17 protein-coding genes and 1 pseudogene are annotated in these 18,633 nt (G+C 31.4%); 10 read left to right on the top strand and 8 right to left on the bottom strand.

Annotated elements, in window-relative coordinates; all coding sequences use genetic code 11:
• The first annotated feature begins 3 nt into the window (after positions 1-3).
• Positions 4-2,520 carry a Spaf_1101 family AAA-like ATPase gene (locus ABID27_RS02360; RefSeq protein ID WP_354279981.1) on the top strand — a complete coding sequence of 839 codons (2,517 nt, stop codon included), beginning with the start codon at positions 4-6 and terminating at the stop codon, positions 2,518-2,520.
• Positions 2,521-2,558: 38 nt separating this feature from the next.
• Here the strand turns inward: ABID27_RS02360 and ABID27_RS02355 are convergent, their stop codons facing one another.
• The 7 genes from ABID27_RS02355 to ABID27_RS02325 all read right to left on the bottom strand — a co-directional run bounded on the left by ABID27_RS02355 (position 2,559) and on the right by ABID27_RS02325 (position 6,540).
• The gene (locus ABID27_RS02355; RefSeq protein ID WP_354279979.1) at positions 2,559-3,890 is read right to left on the bottom strand and encodes a relaxase/mobilization nuclease domain-containing protein; all 1,332 of its coding nucleotides are present in this window, start codon (positions 3,888-3,890) and stop codon (positions 2,559-2,561) included.
• A gap of 1 nt (position 3,891) precedes the next feature.
• Positions 3,892-4,248, bottom strand: coding sequence for a plasmid mobilization protein (locus tag ABID27_RS02350; RefSeq protein WP_354279977.1), 357 nt, complete (start codon positions 4,246-4,248; stop codon positions 3,892-3,894).
• 178 nt (positions 4,249-4,426) lie between these two features.
• Complete coding sequence (locus ABID27_RS02345; RefSeq protein WP_354279975.1) at positions 4,427-4,762, bottom strand: hypothetical protein; 336 nt, start codon at positions 4,760-4,762, stop codon at positions 4,427-4,429.
• Positions 4,755-4,988: a hypothetical protein gene (locus ABID27_RS02340; RefSeq protein ID WP_354279973.1), complete on the bottom strand. Its 234-nt coding sequence runs from the start codon at positions 4,986-4,988 to the stop codon at positions 4,755-4,757. Before ABID27_RS02340 ends, ABID27_RS02345 begins: the two co-directional genes overlap by 8 nt.
• Positions 4,989-5,093: 105 nt before the next feature.
• A complete protein-coding gene (locus ABID27_RS02335; RefSeq protein WP_354279971.1) occupies positions 5,094-5,573 on the bottom strand; it encodes a hypothetical protein in 480 nt (159 codons plus the stop codon).
• 8 nt (positions 5,574-5,581) lie between these two features.
• On the bottom strand, positions 5,582-6,130 hold the full coding sequence (locus ABID27_RS02330; protein ID WP_354279969.1) for an ImmA/IrrE family metallo-endopeptidase: 549 nt from the start codon (positions 6,128-6,130) through the stop codon (positions 5,582-5,584).
• A gap of 8 nt (positions 6,131-6,138) precedes the next feature.
• On the bottom strand, positions 6,139-6,540 hold the full coding sequence (locus tag ABID27_RS02325; protein ID WP_354279967.1) for a helix-turn-helix domain-containing protein: 402 nt from the start codon (positions 6,538-6,540) through the stop codon (positions 6,139-6,141).
• A gap of 194 nt (positions 6,541-6,734) precedes the next feature.
• Here ABID27_RS02325 and ABID27_RS02320 point away from each other — a divergent pair, with 194 nt between their 5' ends.
• The 8 genes from ABID27_RS02320 to ABID27_RS02285 all read left to right on the top strand — a co-directional run bounded on the left by ABID27_RS02320 (position 6,735) and on the right by ABID27_RS02285 (position 13,964).
• Entirely contained in the window at positions 6,735-7,250 is a 516-nt protein-coding gene (locus ABID27_RS02320; RefSeq protein WP_350338483.1) for a hypothetical protein, read from the top strand.
• 269 nt (positions 7,251-7,519) lie between these two features.
• Complete coding sequence (locus ABID27_RS02315; protein ID WP_354279965.1) at positions 7,520-7,930, top strand: sigma-70 family RNA polymerase sigma factor; 411 nt, start codon at positions 7,520-7,522, stop codon at positions 7,928-7,930.
• A gap of 536 nt (positions 7,931-8,466) precedes the next feature.
• Positions 8,467-8,604, top strand: a complete 138-nt coding sequence (locus ABID27_RS02310; RefSeq protein WP_162832783.1) for a hypothetical protein — start codon at positions 8,467-8,469, stop codon at positions 8,602-8,604.
• Between the two features lie 55 nt (positions 8,605-8,659).
• Positions 8,660-10,435 carry a recombinase family protein gene (locus ABID27_RS02305; protein ID WP_354279963.1) on the top strand — a complete coding sequence of 592 codons (1,776 nt, stop codon included), beginning with the start codon at positions 8,660-8,662 and terminating at the stop codon, positions 10,433-10,435.
• A 350-nt stretch (positions 10,436-10,785) separates the two neighbouring features.
• Entirely contained in the window at positions 10,786-12,015 is a 1,230-nt protein-coding gene (locus tag ABID27_RS02300) for an NADH:flavin oxidoreductase/NADH oxidase family protein (RefSeq protein WP_354279961.1), read from the top strand.
• A gap of 1 nt (position 12,016) precedes the next feature.
• A complete protein-coding gene (locus ABID27_RS02295) occupies positions 12,017-12,334 on the top strand; it encodes an ArsR/SmtB family transcription factor (RefSeq protein WP_253364026.1) in 318 nt (105 codons plus the stop codon).
• Between the two features lies 1 nt (position 12,335).
• Complete coding sequence (locus tag ABID27_RS02290) at positions 12,336-13,010, top strand: type 1 glutamine amidotransferase domain-containing protein (RefSeq protein ID WP_253364027.1); 675 nt, start codon at positions 12,336-12,338, stop codon at positions 13,008-13,010.
• Between the two features lie 435 nt (positions 13,011-13,445).
• Entirely contained in the window at positions 13,446-13,964 is a 519-nt protein-coding gene (locus ABID27_RS02285; RefSeq protein ID WP_354279958.1) for a ClbS/DfsB family four-helix bundle protein, read from the top strand.
• Between the two features lie 136 nt (positions 13,965-14,100).
• On the opposite strand, the pseudogene ABID27_RS02280 reads toward ABID27_RS02285, so the two are convergent.
• A pseudogene (locus ABID27_RS02280) lies at positions 14,101-14,641 on the bottom strand (TetR/AcrR family transcriptional regulator).
• Between the two features lie 168 nt (positions 14,642-14,809).
• Here ABID27_RS02280 and ABID27_RS02275 point away from each other — a divergent pair.
• On the top strand, positions 14,810-18,633 hold a 3,824-nt coding region (locus tag ABID27_RS02275; RefSeq protein ID WP_354279956.1), incomplete at its 3' end, for a YPDG domain-containing protein.

The raw sequence follows: 18,633 nt of genomic DNA, 5'->3' as shown, positions 1-18,633 counted from the left end.
AATATGACTGAAGATACAAGAACTTATGATGAAGTAATAAAAGCATATAAACATATCAAGAGTACTAGAGATAATTTTGGTTTTCCTAGGAAGTCAATATTCCATGTCCATACGCCAGCTTCTCATGATTATAGATTTATTGATAGTTTAGGAACAAATGGCTATAAAAAAATAAGTGAGAAAGAATTAGAAGATATAATTTATGAAAGAAATATAATTCCTCTTATAAATGGGAAAAGAGATGTGAAATTTTGCAAAGATTTTGATATTTTTGAAAGTAAAAAGGAAATATATGCTTTTTTATTGTTAGCTAATGAATTATTAATAAACCAATATGAGATTGCTGTTGTTACAGACCATAATACATTTGAGGGGATAGACAAATTAAAAATATGTATACATCATCTAAAAAAGTTAAAATCTAACTATAATGTTGAAACAATACTGTTTCGAGGAATAGAAATATCATGCGCTGATAAGCTTCATGTAGTAGCAATATTAGATGGAAATAAAAAGAAAGAAGAGGAAGTTATTAAATGGTTAGATGAAAAATTAATTTCTGAAAAAGATGGCGTATATGTTACTAGCTTAGAAGTAATGGATTTTTTTACAAGTTTAGGAGCGATAACTTATATCGCACATATTTATTCGTCCAATATAAATAAAGATAAATTTTTAAGTGGAGCATATAAAAAGAAATTATTTTCAAGTGAAAATACTAGAATTGTAGGATTAAAAAACAAGAATCAGATTAACGGTGCAAAAAAATTTTTAAAAAATTATAGAGAAGATGTGAATTTTTTAATTGACAATGACTCCCACTCTATAGATTCTTTGATGGATAATTTTTTTTGGATTAAAGGAAGTTATATTAACTTTCAAATGCTAAAAGAAGCTTTAATTGATTTTGATATTTCTGTAAGTTATGAGAACATCAATAAAAATAAAGTTTATATTGAAGGCTTATATGTAATGTTTGAAGAATCTGGTTTTTTATCTAATAAAAAGAAAGATGGAGATTTTACTTTAAAATTTTCGGATTCTTTAAATTGCTTGATAGGGGGAAGAGGAACTGGCAAGAGTACTGTTCTTGAAACAATTGATTTTGTAATGACACAAAGTGTTCATGATGAGAATCTTTTAGATTTTATTTGTAATCATGGCAACGTATATTTATTATTTCAATGTGATAGAGATGAATATATTGTTGAGTTTATAAGTCCTTATAAAGAAGATGATGATAATATTTTAAGCCGATTTGAAGATGAACGACCTTATAAATATGGAAGAAGATATTATTTTAATAAAGATAGAATTAAAAAATACATGCTTAAAAAGTATTTGAACGTATATAAGGTAACTTGTAGTAATGTTAAAGAGATGGATATTAGTAATATCGAAAAAGTACGTAATAAAACAAAAGTCTTATCAGAACTTTATGATAATAGATATTCTGTTAATGATCTTGTTAGATATGCAAGTGGAGATGAAATTAACAGGTTTATTTATGATTTGATGTTTAAAAATAAAGAGTTAGAACCATTTGAAAATAAAATAAAAATCAAAGCAAAATCAGGTTTATATAGATTTCTAAGAGATATAGAAAGTATTTTAAAAAATAGAAGAGAAGATGTAAAAAAAGTATTAGCTCCTTTTAATGAAACTCAAAAAGGAACATTAAAAATCGATTATATTCAAAATGATTTAGTGCTCGAGTACCCTATAGAAGAAATTTATAGTAGTAAATTTTCAAGTATTGTTAATAGATACAATATTAAGAGAGAAAATTTAGAGGGGTTTATATTTTATATAATAGATAAAAAAGGATTGATTTATTTTTTGAAATCCTCAATAAATAAGGATTCTTCTTGGATAAATCCTAAAGAGTTTTTAGAATTCACGGAAGGAAGTAGTTTTAAAGTTATAGATTCCAATAAAACAATTATTAATGCTGATATTGCTAAGACATTAATATCAGATTTATTGATATATGCAACTGACGATAAGAATATAGATAAATGGATTGGATATTTTAAAAAATACTTTAGAGAACTTGAAGAATACACTATCTTATTTAATATTAATAGTAGAGAAGACAATAAAAATCTTCAAGAAATTTATAAAGATATAAAAAACTTATCATTAGGTCAAAAAGTCGTAGCAATGTTAGACTTTATATTAGGATATGGGAAATATAACAATGATTTCAGGCCGATTGTTATTGATCAACCAGAGGATAATTTAGATAGTAGATATATTTATAAAAATCTTGTTCAGCAGCTAAGGAAAACTAAAAATGATAGACAAGTTATAATTGCAACTCATAGTGCAACAATTGTAACTAATGCAATGTCAGACTGTGTGTTAGTAATGGATTCTGATGGAGTACATGGATGGGTGAAAAATCAAGGCTATCCTGGTGAAGTAGCTATAAAAAAAGAAATAATAAATCACATGGAAGGTGGAATAGACTCATTTAAACATAAAATTTTAATCTATAAGGAAGCTTTGGAAAAGTGATTTTTTTGTTAATTCATTTGAAGAGGTAGTAAATTAACTTACCTCTCAACCTCCTTTCCATAATAATTTTCATAGTTTTTCCTATATTGAACAAGATCAGAAAATTGTTCTTTATTCAAAGAATACTCTTGCATAAGGGTGTTCTTTTTTTCTTGCAATTTATCGAGTTTGGTAAATATTTCTTTTGTGTTTGGTAGTTTTTTATAACTTTCTAAGATTTCCTTAGCGGCTATTTTGTAGACGGAAAGTTCGCTATAATATTCTTCTTCAAATTGTTTATCATCAGGATTTTTCTTGTGGTATTTATAGATTTCACGATACTTATTTATAGTATTTATATTTTCCATATCCTGGGATAAACTTTTCATTTCAGTTTCAATTTTCTTTATTTTATCTAACAAGTCTTGTCTATCATCAGCAGATTTTTTGATTAGATCATCGAGTTGAGTAATTGAATTAATTCCTTGTTCTCTAAGATTAATTATTGAATCAGCCATTGTTTTGATATTGTGTTTTCTTGCCCAAACTTCATAACCTTTTGAGGATTGAGCTTTTTCATTAGTAGATATATCAATAATATTTCCTACACGTTTTTTAATAGGATTAGCTTTATTTTTAATAGCTAAATCTATTCTTTCTTTGATTTTTTCTTCAGTATAATCTTCTCCGATAGTCTTTGCTCTTGTAAATCTTTGCTTATCTTTATGGCGAAAAGCAATGTGTTTGCCAAACTTAATTTCATAATCAAGAGATTTCATATTTTCTAAAAATTCTTCCCACGAGTTAGACTTATTAATCATTCTATCTATATCAAATTGCAGTTTAGACTTCCAAGAATTTCCTTTCTTTTTTTGGTCATATTCGTACCAAGATTTACCAGCAGTTTTATATTTTCTTTTGTAAGCTTCATAATATTCGTCAATGACTGAAAGCTTATTTTCTTTACATAATTCATCACTTTGATATCTGATTTTGTGGTAAGATTTTTTGTTAGATTGGTAGCATTTACCAGTCTTATAATTAACATTATTAAAAATAATATGGTTATGGATATGCCCTCTATCTATATGAGTTGCAAGAACAAATTCATAATCTTCTTTTAAAATTTTTTTACATAATTCCATTCCAATTTCATGAGCTTTTATAGGATCAACCTCTCCTGGTAGAAAAGATTGGATTAAATGTCTAGCCAAAACTGTACCCTTAGTATCATTATCTTTTCGAGTTTTCAAAAATTGAATATGGGCAGTAGATGGATGACATTTGAATGAAGATACCAAGACTTTTTCATCAGTTTTTTCACTCTTAGTTATATAATCTATTGCCAAATTTAGAGTTGATTTTATAGGATGTATTTTTGTAATTGCCATACTAATCACCAGAACTTTCTTTCGATTTATTAAGAAGTAGGGAATGAATCTGCCATATTTCTTTTGATAATTTTTCTATCTGTTTATTCATTGAGTCGATTTCATTTTTGTAAATAATGCCAGTTGTATTAGTAGCCTTTGCAATCTGATTTATATTATTTGTTGCATTTGAAAGTAGCCATTGCAGGTTTCTAAATGGCTCTAAATCTACAACATAAATTTCTTTTTCTAATACACATTTCCTAAGAAAATGGGACATAGTTTTGCAATTAGCAAGTTTCATTTTCTTTTCAAAAACTTCTTTTTCTTCTTTAGTAAGTTTTATTTCTATTCTTTCATTTCTAAATCTATTTGCCATTTTATTCTCCTTTATAAAATATATTTCGGGGTCTTAGGGTTCTCCCTAACAAGGTAAAAATTAAAAAAAATGGAACATTCCGTAAAGGTCTGCTCCATTAATTTTTTCGTAAGTGTCCGTACACTTACTGTGCTTGCTATTAAAGTTATAAGCGTTAAGCGTATATTTAATTTTATGTCTAAAAACCTAATTTTGAAATTATAATAGCTCCAATAACCGTGCCAATTATGCCGAGTATCCACTTCAATATATAACTATGACTTCTTATCCTAGAAATAAAATGATTGTAAGAAGTTCCTTTATTTGTAAGATTTAAGTGGTAGGGGATATTGTCTGCCCAAAATACTGTAATATAATTTCCTTCTTTAAGTGCTTTAAAAGAATTTCTAATTTTTAAATCGTCTGATGAATCTAATTTATCAAATTTATTAGTCCAATATTCTTGTTGTTCTTCCTCACTCAATTTTTTAACTTTTCTGATTTCTTTCAATAATTCCCAATCTTGTTTAATCATGTTTATTATCCTTAATGTAATATTTTTGAATGAAGTAATTTGCTATATAACCAGCTAAATAATCGTGCATATCAAGAATTTGATTAAAATATTTATCTTCTATTTTACCATCTAGCCATTCATCTTCAAAATTTTCAAACTGACTTGAAATATCCAAATATGTTTCTACATAAAAATCAATATCTTTGTTGTTCAAATTTTCTTTTACCTTGTTCAAATCAATCATATAATCTCCTATATTTTTTAAGTTTTTCTTCCTAAAGAGATTATAACAATAAATTAAATTTAAAAACTGTCAAAATTGTTTCGAAAATTTAATACATTTAAATTACTAATTTGTTTCTCCAAGTATAAATTTCATTCTACCTTTAAACACTGGAATACTAATCAAGAATACAATTACATAATGTATAAAAGAATTTAGCATCATACTTTTTGTTATTGGTAATTGATGATAAGTTTGACCTATTATTTTAAAAGCGGTTAGTGTGCTTGTAATCAAATCTAGTGCCAACCATAGGGAAACTGATGATCCTATAAAAGCAATTATATAGTTGAAAAGTTTACTGATTTTTGGTAGCTTTTGATTTATTAAAACTAGCAATATTCCATAAATAATTACTACTGTAATTGAAAGGGGAATAGCCAATTTGTTATCTAGTTTATCTTTTATGGATATATAAAATCCTAAACCTACAACTATAAAATCAATTAAAAATGCTGAGATTTTTACAGAGTAAGTAGAGATGAGATAGTAGAAAACTATTCCAGAAAGGATTAATAAAATATATCCTGCAATAAAAATTCCCATAGAGTCTCCTAATAATAATCATCATGTTCAGGGCGGTAGTTCTTAAGAAAATCTCCCTTAGGAGTATTAACATTAATTGGTTTATTAAATTTGCCCATTTTTGCTAACTCAGAAATTTTTAGATTTAGCAAATTTATATCTACACCTAATTTTCCAGCGATTTCATAATCACAAACTTGATCATTGATATTATCGAAGACATCTTCATCACTAATTAATAAATGAGCTGCAAAAATATTAGCTTCAGTTTCAAATTTATTTGTAGGGTTTAGCACTGTTTGGTCATGAAAAGCTCCACCACTCATACAATAATCTCTGTGTAATTGATCGTGACCTAATTCGTGTGCTAATATCGTATTTCTATTAAAATTTGTGTTGCTACTGATAAAAATAAATCTGTTCCTTTGAATATAATGGTACATTCCTAAAAGTATTTTTGTTTCAGGTAGATATATCAGGTTAATATTCAAAGCCTTTATTAATTCGACAGGATCTCGTGTCTTATATTTTTTTATAAGTCGATTAACCTTATCATATATATAGCGATTCATACTCATAAAATCACCTAATCTTTTTTCTTACGACCATATTTCTTGTTTTCTCTTTTAGCCTCCCAATAAGCACGAGTAATAGCTTCAAAAGCAGCATCTTTATCTTCGTCAGAAATTTCTCCACCAGCAAATAAAGAACTTAGACCTTCTGTTAATGCTCTAGCTTTTTCTAATTCTTTTTTGCCACCCATGTTATAAACTCTATTTAAAAACTCGTCACTTTCTTCTAAAAGATAATTGTAATCGCAGTTCATAACCTCAGCTATTTTTTTGTAAACCTCGACATCTCTTGGGTATCTTTCTCCGTCTTCATAATGTACAAGAGTTCTTGTACTTATTCCTATCATTTTTGCAAAATCTGCTTGACTTAAATTTTCTTTTTCACGAAATTCCTTTAATCTATCCGCAAAAGCCATAATTTTAACCTCCTGAACTAATGTGCATTTATAACTTCTAATACGAACAATAGTGCTTGAATTATTTTACAGTTTGAGATATAATGCAAACTGAACTTATGTTCATATTATAGCACAAACATTCAAGTTTGTAAATAAGTTGTATTGGGGTGATTAGATTGAGAATAAGTAAAACTTTAAAGAATATAATGAACATGTATGCAGATAGCAACTTGAAATTTGAAGAGATTAGTTCAGCTGCAAAACTTATTTTAAGTTTATATAGACAAGTTACCTGGGCAGTAGATAGCAGGGCAAATTTTATGATGTTTGAGAGTAAAGAAAACTATGGTTCAACTTCAGAATCTGCTTACTTGTATCTTTCTACATTTGCTCCAGAAAAAGTTGAAGAAAAGTTTAATAACAGAGTATCCAATGTAATGGATAGCAAGCTTATGCTTTTAATAATTTATGATGCCTGTGTGAGGCTAAAAGTTTATCCAGAGTATGGAGAAATCTATCATAAAATTATTTATAACTACTACATTTCTGAAAAAAAGATTACTGATGAAGCTTGTATGAGAAGCGTATCTTTAGAGAGAACTGTTTATTATCAAAGAAAGAAGGAAGCAATTGCATTGGTTGGTGTAATAATTTGGGGATATACTTTACCGACTGCTATTAGTCAACTTGAAGATGGTCGTAGCATTGATGATATAATGAACATTTAAAAAATTAAATTATGACGAACTGATTGCGTACTATTTCCGAATGAAAAAAGTACCATATACGAATTTTATGTGTACTTAAGTGCATATATAATATCCATGATGGGTGATTAGCACCTAAATTTAATATTGGCATTCATTGACTGAAAGAATTTATTTTCTTTCGGTCTTTTTTTATGCCCAGGAGTTTATATGCAAAGAATTAGAAGTCCTCCTTGTGTGAATTTCATTTTCAAACAAAAGAAATTCGTGTCAACAAGGAGGAAAAATTAATGGACAAAGAATATTATTTATTTGTAGAAGGAAAGAAAGTAGTTGTAAGCAAGGAAGTATATCTTGCCTATCATAGTGAACTGAATAAAGAGAAATATCAAATAAGAAGAGACAGGTTAAATAACTGTTTCTTTTTTTGTTCCTATGATCATGATGGAAATTTCGAAGAAAATTTAGAAGATCTGGAATTTGATGTTGAAAAAATTATCGAAACAAAGGAAATGATTGAAGAAGTAAGAAGAGCTATTTCTAAACTCAATCCTGCTGAAAGGGAGCTAATAGAAAGCCTCTTTTATAAAGAAGAAACAATAAGAGAAGTAGCTGCCAAACTGAATATTTCTCATCCAGCCGTTATTAAAAGGCGTAATAAAGTCTTAGAAAAATTAAAGAAAATGTTAGAAGACTTTTAGATGACAGTTATAAAGTGGGTCTAATTTTCACTGTTACTTATACAGTGGGAATTGGACCTTTTTATTTAACCAAATTTATTTTTGAAAATTGGTTACCAAGAAAGACTTCTTTTCACTGTTAAGTATAAGAGGGTAATTTTAAACAATTTTGTTTCATCAAGATAAGTATTTTCTGATGGTCAAATATTAAAAAGATTAATAGCTCTCGATAAATTTTGAACCTTAACAATTGAATAGACCAAGACAAGACATTAATCATTTTTGGAGCGTGATAACCTATCCGCCAAGATCTTTCTGCTGAATAATTCGGAAAAATAAGTACTGCTAAGCTAAAAGCAAGGGAAGAAGAAAGGGAGCGATAAGTAAGAGTTTGAATATGGGAGGGATACCCTATTTGCTATGAAGAAAATGAGGATAATGATACTTCTAAGGTTGAAGCCGGCTCATCCTGAACAGAGGCGGAGGTGAGATTCCTATGTTGCTAATCCAAGGCACTTGTCAATGTCAAAAAACTTAAATTTACATAGGAGGTTATTATGAAAGCAATAAAAGTTTATAGCATGAGAGTTGCTATGTTATGTAGACTTTATGATCTTAAATTAATTAATGATAAGGAATATACAAAAATAAAAAATAGAATAGAAAATGATTATAAGAAGAGAGATAGAAAGTAGTTAAACTTGTGATATAATAACACTGTAGAAAGATACAAAATGGGAAGGAGGTAGAATGAATACTAAAGTAAAATTAATAAAAGCTTCAAATACAGGAGCAAGAAATAGAAATGCACTACATTTAGATTTAAAACGAGTTGCAGCATATTGTCGAGTAAGTACAGATAGTAAAGACCAACTTGAATCATATAAATCGCAAGTTGATTATTACACAAATTTAATAAAAAATAATAAGAACTGGACTTTGGCTGGTATATATGCAGATGAAGCAACAACAGGAACAACTGCTACTAAAAGAGCAGATTTTATGAGACTAATAAGTGATTGCCAAAATGGAGATATAGATATGATAATTACTAAATCTATATCAAGATTTGCTAGAAACACATTAGATACCTTAAAGTATGTAAGACTCCTAAAAGAAAATAATGTTGGTGTAGTATTTGAAGAAGAAAATATAGATACTTTGACAATGGATGGAGAGTTACTATTAACAATATTAAGTTCAGTAGCTCAACAAGAAGTAGAAAATACCTCAGCCCATGTAAAAAAAGGACTGAAAATGAAAATGGAAAAAGGGGAACTTATTGGTTTTCAAGGTTGCCTTGGATATGATTATGACCCCACAACAAAAAGTATATCTATAAATGAAGAAGAAGCTAAGATTGTTAGATACATCTTTAAAAGATATTTAGAGGGCAATGGTGGCTCAGTCATTGGTAGGGAACTAGAAGAGCAAGGATATCTCACTCCTAGAGGTAAAACAAAATGGTCTGACACTACAGTGTTAGGAATAATTAAAAATGAAAAGTATATTGGCGATATACTAATGGGAAAGACTTTTACAGTTGATCCCATAACAAAAAGAAGACTAGCAAACTTTGGTGAATCTGATAAATATCACATTGAAAATCATCATGAGCCAATTATATCAAGAGAAGATTTTGAAAAGGCACAGGAGATTAGACTCAGAAGAGCACAAAACAGAAATACCATTGCTAATAAAAATAGAAAAAGAGAAAAACTATCAAGACAATACGCTTTTTCAAGTATGCTGGAATGTGGATTTTGTGGTGAAATACTTTCAAGAAGAACATGGCACACTAGTTCAATTTATAAAAAAATTAACTGGCAATGTGTAAGGTCAACTAAAAAAGGTAAAAAATATTGCCCTCATTCAAAAGGAATACAAGAAGCAGCAATAGAAAAAGCATTTGTTGAAAGCTATAGGCAATTATGCCATGCAGATTCAACTGTAATAGATGACTTTTTAAAAATTGTTGAAGAAGAAATAAATGATGAATCTTTAGTCAAAGATTTGAAAAAGTTAGAAAACCAATTAAACAGAATCATTAGTCAAGAAAGAAAGTTAGTTGATCTTCATTTAGAAGATAGTATAGACGAAGAAGTTTATGCTAAAAAGTATAAAAAACTTACAAAACAAAAAGAAGAATTACTTGATGAAAAGAAAACACTAGAGCTAACTATCAAAGATGAAAACTCTATTAAAGAAAGACTAAAGCAATTTAAAAAGACCTTAGAAAACAAAGAAATTATAGAGGAATTTAATAGAACAGTATTTGAAAGCATAGTTGATAAAGTCGTAGTGGGTAGAATTGATAAAGACGGAACAGTTCATCCTTATGATTTAACATTCTATTTCAAAACAGGAGTTAAAGATAGTCAAGATTCTAATAACTTTAAAGATAAAAGAAAAAATGCCAAAGACAATGACATTAATAAATTGTGTTCCTACAAGAATGACGAGGATAAAAAATTATGTTCCCAATCAAAAGACAACGCACGTGGAGTGCGTAGCATTGTTGATTAGAAAATAGGGCGGATTCAGTAAATATGCTGATAAATAAAGGATTTCCAAGTGTTGTTCTATTTAGAATGATGCTTGGGAACTTTTTGTTTTGGGGAGACTATTGAATTTGAAATGGGTGTTGAGTTGATAGGAGTGTTGAAGTAGGGTGGAGTTGATAGGGTTGTTTATTTTAGAAAAAGTATACCATACTGTGTATATAAAACTCTATTGCCTTATATCGCCTTGTTCATTGTCCCATGTAAATTGAAAAAAGAGGGAGTGTTTTTGTTGACACATCTCTCCAGATAAACTATAATACTTTTAAATATTTAAAAGTATGAAATGTAAAAAAGAGAGGCTAGAGATTAAAAATGGAGAAACTTCTATTTACAAAACAAACAATAAAAAACGGAGTTATGATAAAAAATCGTTTCGTTAAAGCTGCTATGAACGAAGCGATGGGAGATAAACACTTTCAACCGAAAAAAGAGGTTATTCGTTTATATAAAACGTGGTCAAATGGGGGAACAGGACTCATTATTACGGGAAATGTCATGGTTGATTCAAATTATTTAGCGGAACCGGGAAATATTGTTTTTAATGAACACGCTGATAAAGAGTTGTTGAAAGCGTGGGCTAAAGCTGGACAAATGAACGAGACTAAGATTGTTGTTCAAATTAACCATCCTGGGAAACAAGCGCCAAAAACAGTTTCTAAAATACCTGTTGCACCTAGTGACATTCCAATTGAAGGAGAAATCGGCAAGATGTTCAACCCTCCTAGAGCATTAACGATTTCCGAAATTAAGAAAATAATTCAGCAATTTGCCGTAGCTGCAAAAGTGAGTCAAGAAGCAGGTTTCGATGGAGTTGAGATACATGCGGCACATGGATATCTTATTAGTCAATTTTTATCTCCGTATGATAATAGACGGACAGATGAATACGGAGGTAATTTAGATAATCGAATGCGATTTCTAAAAGAAATTTACTTGGCCATGCGAGAAAAGGTGGGAGAGAGTTACCCCATTGGCTTAAAAATAAACTCTTCTGATTTTAAAGAAGGTGGGTTTAGTGAAGAAGACTCTCTATATGTGATTCAAGAGATGGATGCGCTGGGTATTGATTTTGTAGAAATTTCAGGTGGTAGCTATGAAAATCCTAAAATGTCACAAGAACAAAAAAATAATCAGGTCATATTTGCTGAGTACAGTAAAAAAATTAAACATCTGATTCAAACGCCAGTTATTGTAACAGGCGGCATTCGTACGGTAGAATCGATGGTAGAACTGATTAATGATGGTTTTTCAGATTTTATTGGCTTAGCCAGACCATTGGCACTTGAACCTAAATTGCCTAATTTAATAGAAGCACAACACGTTTCTTCTATTCAAACAAAACGATTAACGACAGGATTTAAAAAACTAGATAAAAAAGTAGGCTCGTTAATTGGTTTGGTATACTATCAAATGTTGATGCAAAAAATTGGCCAAGGGAAAAAGACTAAAACGACAACGAATGCTTGGAAACCGTTATTTCATGCTGTTATTCATCAAGGTTTGGCAGTATTATCGCCACAAAGAGCAAAAAAGGAGAATTAAAATGGAAACAAAATGTAGTATTGAAATTTTTAATAAGTGTGTACCTGTTTTTGAGATGTTAAAAGATGAGCAGAGACAAGCGTTAATTATCAATATCGTGAAACATAAAGAATTAAATGTAACTGAGTTAGTGGAACTGTCCAATTTGTCCATGCCAGCGGTCTCACATCATTTAAAATTATTAACGCAGAGTGGCTTAGTTGTTTCAACCAAGAGAGGAACAAAAAAATATTACCGATTATCATTAAATGCCGCACTGAATCATCTGGAAGAATTACTGGCTTCGTTGCGAACGTTAGTAAATAATGAAGGAGAGTAATATGAAAAAAATTTTAATTGTACTAACAAATACAGAAAGGTATGACAAACACGATATTCCAACAGGTTTGTGGTTAAGTGAGTTAACTCACTTTTATGATGAAATACAAAAGTACGGTATTGAAGCAGACTTTATTTCTCCTTTAGGTGGTTACGTGCCATTGGATCCTTATTCAATGAAATTTATGGATAAGGTGGATTACAAGTGGTATTCAGATAAGACCTTTATCACCAGAGCATTAGCGGAATCTTTAAAACCTACTGGCATTGACCCTGATGATTATTTTGCTATCTATTATACTGGAGGGCACGGTGTGCTATGGGATTTTCCAGATAATACAGAAATACAACAATTAGCAATGGATATTTACAATCAAGGTGGTTTTGTAACTGCCGTTTGTCATGGTGTGGTAGGCCTATTAAACTTGAAATTAGAAACAGGGGAATTTTTAATAAAGAATAAACTCGTAACTGGCTTTACGAACACAGAGGAATTTCTTAGTCAAAAATATACAAAAGTCCCCTTTTCAACAGAGCAAGAGATGAAAAATAGGGGAGCAAACTATAAAAAAAGAAGATTTTTCAAATCACATGCTGTTTCAGATAGTCGTATCATTACTGGGCAGAATCCTTGGTCACCTAGAGAAGTTGCTCGCTTACTAATTGAAGAGATGTAGGTAACACAGGACAAAAAGATAAGTGTCTGAATGGCACTATCCACCTAGCGTGATAGGTTCTCAATCTATTTCCACAACCCCTGAGGGTATGTGGAAATAAACATATCCCCTACATTATTACCTAGATGGTCGTTGAAGTTTGAGTTCTATATGTTGATACTATGTATTTTAAAGCTAGTATTTTTAAATCAGTAAAATAATATCCTTATTTTAAAATTTAGAGAAAAATAGTATAATAATAGAAACGAAGAGAGTTTGTAGAATTTAATAGATATAATCTTGTTTACAAACAGAATATTGCTGAGAATAGTCACCGCCTTTTAAAAGCTTTATTCGTAAAAGGTATAGAAATATAATATTTTTTGAAGAGGTAAAGGAGAAAATAAAATCTGTTTAATTTAGAGTACTGATAAATCAGAATGGAGGTAATTTTTTTTGCGAACATACGAAAATAAAGAAGAACTAAAAGCTGAAATAGAGAAAACATTTGAGAAATATATTTCAGAATTTGATAATATTCCAGAAAATTTAAAGGACAAGAGAGTTGATGAAGTTGATAGAACTCCAGCAGAAAATCTTTCATATCAGGTTGGATGGACAAGTTTGGTTCTTAAATGGGAAGAAGATGAAAGAAAGGGGCTTCAAGTAAAAACACCATCGGATGAATTTAAATGGAATCAGCTTGGTGAATTATATCAGTGTTTCACGGATACCTATACTCATTTATCTCTGCAAGAGTTGAAAGCAAAATTAAATGAAAATATTAATTCTATCTATATAATGATTAATTCGTTGAGTGATGAGGAATTATTTGAACCGCATATGAGAAAGTGGGCTGATGAAGCGACTAAAACAGCGACTTGGGAAGTGTATAAATTTATTCATGTAAATACTGTTGCACCTTTTGGAACTTTCCGAACTAAAATCAGAAAATGGAAGAAAATAGTGTTATAAATTATATTTTTTAACTTTAAAAAATTTCATAAAATGTTCACCAAAGGCGATAGAAGAAAAAACTATCGTCTTTTTTTAATAAAGTATTAGATGAGAAAATGAAGTATTGGTTTTATTTTTCTAACTTTTATAAATGTTAAATTCTCACGACAGATGTGATATATTTTGCTATTTTTTCAGGACTTTCAGTAAAATTATTATCTATCCAATTTAAAATGATACTTTCAATTGTTGAGATATAAATATCAAGAGCGAAAGAATATGGAATTTGATATGCTGTTTCGAGTTGTTTCTGTAAGTCTGGTATATCGGAATGTATAATCATTCCTTTGATATAGTCTTTAATTATGTTGTCAATATTTGGAAAAAAACAAACAAAGGACTTAATAATTTCTTTGTTTGTATACATGTAGCTAAGCATTTCCTTTAGGATTACTTCTTCATATAATAAATCATTATTTAAAATTTTTGTGATATCATCAAAAATTATTAAAATAGACTCCATAAGGAAGTCTTCTTTTGAATTGAAATGATTATAGAAAGCTCTTCTACTAAGTTGAGCTAAGTTGAGCTTTTTTTGCTAAATCGCTAACTGTAATTTGTTCAAAGCTTTTCGTTTCTAATAATTCAGAGAAAGCTTTTAAAAATTTTAAATTAGTGTTATCTGAACTCTCCAACGTATTATCACCTTCATAAATCTTATCGAATGTGATTATACAATACAAATTCAAATAATAGTTCACATTTATCAAGATAATGTAAACTACCCAAACCTTTAAAAAAGTAAAATACAGTAGATAACTTTTATAGTTAATCTATTTTTGCTTTTGAAAAGGAGATAAGTTATGCTTAGGAAGTATAAGCAAAGAAATTATGATGTCGCACATACGGAACAGCGTTTTTCGATTAAGAAATTCAAATTTGGTGCTGCATCGGTACTGGTTGGATTAGCATTTCTAGGAATGGGTGGGACAACTGTTCTTGCTGCTGAGACAACATCTATGGGGATTGAGCCTAAACAATCAGCACCAGCAGGGGTAGTATCAGATGAAGTAAAACTAGCAAAATCAGAATTAGCGACAGATGCAATAGCGTCAGTAGACAAAACAACCGAATCAGAAGTCGAAGCATTGGCAGATTACACAGAAAATGTCAATACTGACGATGGAGGTACGGTTCCTGAGCCTAGTGCCAACATAGACTCGAATAGTTCATCAAAAGATACAGATAAAATTGCTGATTTAGAAGAGACAGCCAGTGAAAAAAACGTAACTGTATCTCCTGCAATTACAACACGTTCTGTAGATAGTACAATTGAAAAAGCTAATATTGACAAAAATAGGGTAAGCGAAGTATCCGAAGAGCTTCAGAAGAGAGTACAAAAAGATGCGATATATAGCCCCGGAGATTCTTCAGCTAAACAAACTTATTCGGGTAAAGCTTGGGTAGATAATGGAGGTAGCATTGATGGGCAAGCTTCAGATGATATTCCACTAGCTGGTGTTAACGTTTACTTGCAATGGGTAAACGGAAAAGGCTATGTTTCAAAAGTTTACTATACTACTACATTAGCGGATGGAACCTTTGCGTTTGACTTATCTAAACCGGAAGTTGATCCTAATGGCGAAGAACATCATTTTCAATTAGCAGGAGATGGTAATTTCGCAGTAAGAACCTGGATTGAAAATCCTGATTCTAGTAAGTATGATATTATTCAAGCAGGGGATAAGATTTATGGCTTCCACACTCGTTTGAATCGTAAAAATGAATCTTGGGATTTTACTGCGGGGGTAAATAAAATTGTAAATTCCCAAGTTATTCTCCAAGAGAAAAAGTTAAGTCAAGATTGGCTAACTAAGCCAGAAACAGAGGTACAAACTCCCGATACTGCAGATGGTACTTGGCATGATAGAGGAATCTACGGTAGAGTAAGTGGTATTGCTTGGTTTGATAATGGTGATGGACCAGGGACGCTTGCCAATCAATGGATCAAAGATGGGAATGACGTCCCAGCAAATGGTGTGAAAGTAGCCGCTTCTTATTTAAATGATGAAGTAACTCGCTTACTTGATCAGTGGAAGAAAGACCATCCAGGATATACTATTGAAGACTTTAAGGCTGAACAAGAAAGAGTCTTTACAGAATACCAGGCCCAACATGGGCTTGGTTCTCATATTGCGGAGACAGTCATAACGACAGTTGATAAAAATGGAAATTATAGCATTCCGTTTAGAGGTTTATATGGTGTCAGTGCTTATAAAGCAAATAGTGGTTTAAAAGTTTCTCACACAATTACAGACGAAGAATTTGGTAAGGTTGTTAGAGATGAAGATGTAGATAATAGTAGTCTTCTTAAGTGGAATGGTACCATTGGTCAAAAACATAGACATATTAATGTGGACTACCTATATGTATCTCCTATTTTATCTAATTATAATATTTGGAGTCCGGCTTTTCCTAAAGCTATGTTTGGTAATCCGAATAATTTATTTACAAATGTAGTTGCAGGGTCTGGAACTAATATTACTAGCTTGAACTTTGCTATTTTAGCACCTCAACCAATGCTTGATATTATTGATTATGATACTACGAATAAAGTAGCAGTCTCTGGTAATGTCACCAATTCAACAGTAGGCGGTTTGTTGCCAACACGTGAATACCAAGTGCAATGGTTCAGAGACGGTGTTGCAATAGGTGAACCTCAAACTATTCAATCAAGCGTTGAAGGAACAGCGACACCTGAGAAGTTTACAGTACCAAATGATATCACTAAGACAACAAACTTTACATTGGGTCTATTTGAACAAGGTCAAAATACAAAGAGCTTAGATAACGCTTTAGCATTAGATTCCTTTATTGCTGTATTTATCGAGTATAAACCAGTAGATGGTGTTGTAGCTAAGGATTCTGAGCCAGCTAAACCAACCTTTAAAGACAAAGATGGCAATGATACAACGCCATCGGAAGGAACAAAATTCACAACTGTTGCAGGTCAAGTTCCAGATTCGGTTAAAACCTCTTATCCTGAGGGAGCAATACCTGTTGACCCAAGTATGGTAACGATTGACCCTACAACTGGAGTAGTTGTTGTAAAAGGGGAAGCTCTTACTAAGAAAGGCACATATGTAGTACCAGTAGAAGTAACTTATCCAGGTGATTCCAAAGCCTATACTTTTGCTACTGTAAACGTTAAAGATGATGCGACAACAACATACACAGCGACAGGTGGAAAATTAGAAAAACCATTTGGTCAAGCACCGTCAGTTGATGAAATTACATCAAAAGTAACAACTGATTATCCTAAAGAGGTTAAAGACCAACCGACACTGCAGATTAAAGAGGATGCAGTGATTCCAGATGGTATGACCAAAGGGGAATTTAAAGTACCAGTTGTTGTCACCTATCCAGATGGAACAACAGATACTGTTGATGTTACAGTAACTATCAAAGAATCTGAAGCAGAAAAGAATAATCCTTCATACAAAGATACGATGGTCGTTCCAGGGAAACCAGCAAAATCAACTCCAAGCTACGGCGAAGGTAAAACAGCGCCAAATGGTACAGAGTACAAGATTGATGAAAACTTTAAAGTACCAGATGGATATACAGTTGACATTGATAAAATTACTGGTACAGTAACCGTAACAGCTCCAGAAAAACCAGACGGTACGACAGCAGAAGAAATTGAAGTACCAGTAATCGTTACTTATCCAGATAAATCAGAAGATAAGGTTACTGCTAAGTTTCAGTTGGACACTGATGGAAATGGTATGCCAGATGTAACCGATCCGGATGATGATGGTGACGGTATTCCAGATGTGGATGATAAAAACCCTAAAACAGCCACTAAGACATCCGTAGCGGTTGACAATGCAACTGTTACAGAAGGTCAACCAATCGCTCCGATTCCTGTTACGGTAACAAGCGATGATAAGAATGCTAAAGTTGAGGTTTCCGGTCTTCCAGACGGTTTAACTTATGACCCAGCAACAGGTCAAGTCACTGGTACACCAACTAAGTTAACAGATTGGACAGCTACTGAGGAAACACGCGACTTCCCAGCTACTGTCAAAGTGACAGATGCAACAGGTACTGTTGAAAAAACTTTTACAATCACTGTTCAACGTGATACGGATGGCGATGGTATACCAGATGTGACAGATCCAGACGATGACGGAGATGGTATTCCGGATGATACTGAAAAAGCTGATGGAACAAACTCTAAAGATCCAAATTCAGCAGCTTCCGTTATCACACCAATTGATGACCAAACAGGTACTGTCGGAGAAGCTATTACACCAATTACTGTGAAAGTTGAAAAAGTGCCAACAGATGGTTCTGTTACTGTAATAGGCCTTCCAGATGGTGTAACTTACGATTCAGCAACAGGTCAAATCACTGGTACACCAACAAAAGAAGGTAAATCAACTGTTACTGTGGCTGTTCTTGGTAAAGATGGTAAACCAGTTATGGGGGCTAATGGCAAACCAATTACAGAAGAGTTCAAGTTTACAGTTAAGAAATTAACGGACGCTGATAAGAACGAGCCTAAGGCTAAAGACCAAACAGTTAATATTGGGGAAACACCTAAGGCAGAAGATTCAATTGCGAACCTACCAGAACTTCCAGATGGAACTAAAGTAGAGTTTGAAACCCCAATTGATACCAC

The organism is Streptococcus gallinaceus, from assembly GCF_040545695.1.
GTDB lineage: Bacteria > Bacillota > Bacilli > Lactobacillales > Streptococcaceae > Streptococcus > Streptococcus gallinaceus.
This window is presented reverse-complemented; position numbering and strand designations above follow the sequence as displayed.

Bases quoted from the DNA above. Each gene is read 5' to 3' on its own strand.
- ABID27_RS02300 (WP_354279961.1), top strand. From the start codon at position 10,786: ATGGAGAAACTTCTATTTACAAAACAAACAATAAAAAACGGAGTTATG.
- ABID27_RS02345 (WP_354279975.1), bottom strand. From the start codon at position 4,762: ATGATTAAACAAGATTGGGAATTATTGAAAGAAATCAGAAAAGTTAAA.
- ABID27_RS02305 (WP_354279963.1), top strand. From the start codon at position 8,660: ATGAATACTAAAGTAAAATTAATAAAAGCTTCAAATACAGGAGCAAGA.
- ABID27_RS02330 (WP_354279969.1), bottom strand. From the start codon at position 6,130: ATGAGTATGAATCGCTATATATATGATAAGGTTAATCGACTTATAAAA.
- ABID27_RS02340 (WP_354279973.1), bottom strand. From the start codon at position 4,988: ATGATTGATTTGAACAAGGTAAAAGAAAATTTGAACAACAAAGATATT.
- ABID27_RS02360 (WP_354279981.1), top strand. From the start codon at position 4: ATGACTGAAGATACAAGAACTTATGATGAAGTAATAAAAGCATATAAA.
- ABID27_RS02290 (WP_253364027.1), top strand. From the start codon at position 12,336: ATGAAAAAAATTTTAATTGTACTAACAAATACAGAAAGGTATGACAAA.
- ABID27_RS02315 (WP_354279965.1), top strand. From the start codon at position 7,520: ATGGACAAAGAATATTATTTATTTGTAGAAGGAAAGAAAGTAGTTGTA.
- ABID27_RS02310 (WP_162832783.1), top strand. From the start codon at position 8,467: ATGAAAGCAATAAAAGTTTATAGCATGAGAGTTGCTATGTTATGTAGA.
- ABID27_RS02325 (WP_354279967.1), bottom strand. From the start codon at position 6,540: ATGGCTTTTGCGGATAGATTAAAGGAATTTCGTGAAAAAGAAAATTTA.
- ABID27_RS02320 (WP_350338483.1), top strand. From the start codon at position 6,735: ATGTATGCAGATAGCAACTTGAAATTTGAAGAGATTAGTTCAGCTGCA.
- ABID27_RS02350 (WP_354279977.1), bottom strand. From the start codon at position 4,248: ATGGCAAATAGATTTAGAAATGAAAGAATAGAAATAAAACTTACTAAA.
- ABID27_RS02335 (WP_354279971.1), bottom strand. From the start codon at position 5,573: ATGGGAATTTTTATTGCAGGATATATTTTATTAATCCTTTCTGGAATA.
- ABID27_RS02355 (WP_354279979.1), bottom strand. From the start codon at position 3,890: ATGGCAATTACAAAAATACATCCTATAAAATCAACTCTAAATTTGGCA.
- ABID27_RS02295 (WP_253364026.1), top strand. From the start codon at position 12,017: ATGGAAACAAAATGTAGTATTGAAATTTTTAATAAGTGTGTACCTGTT.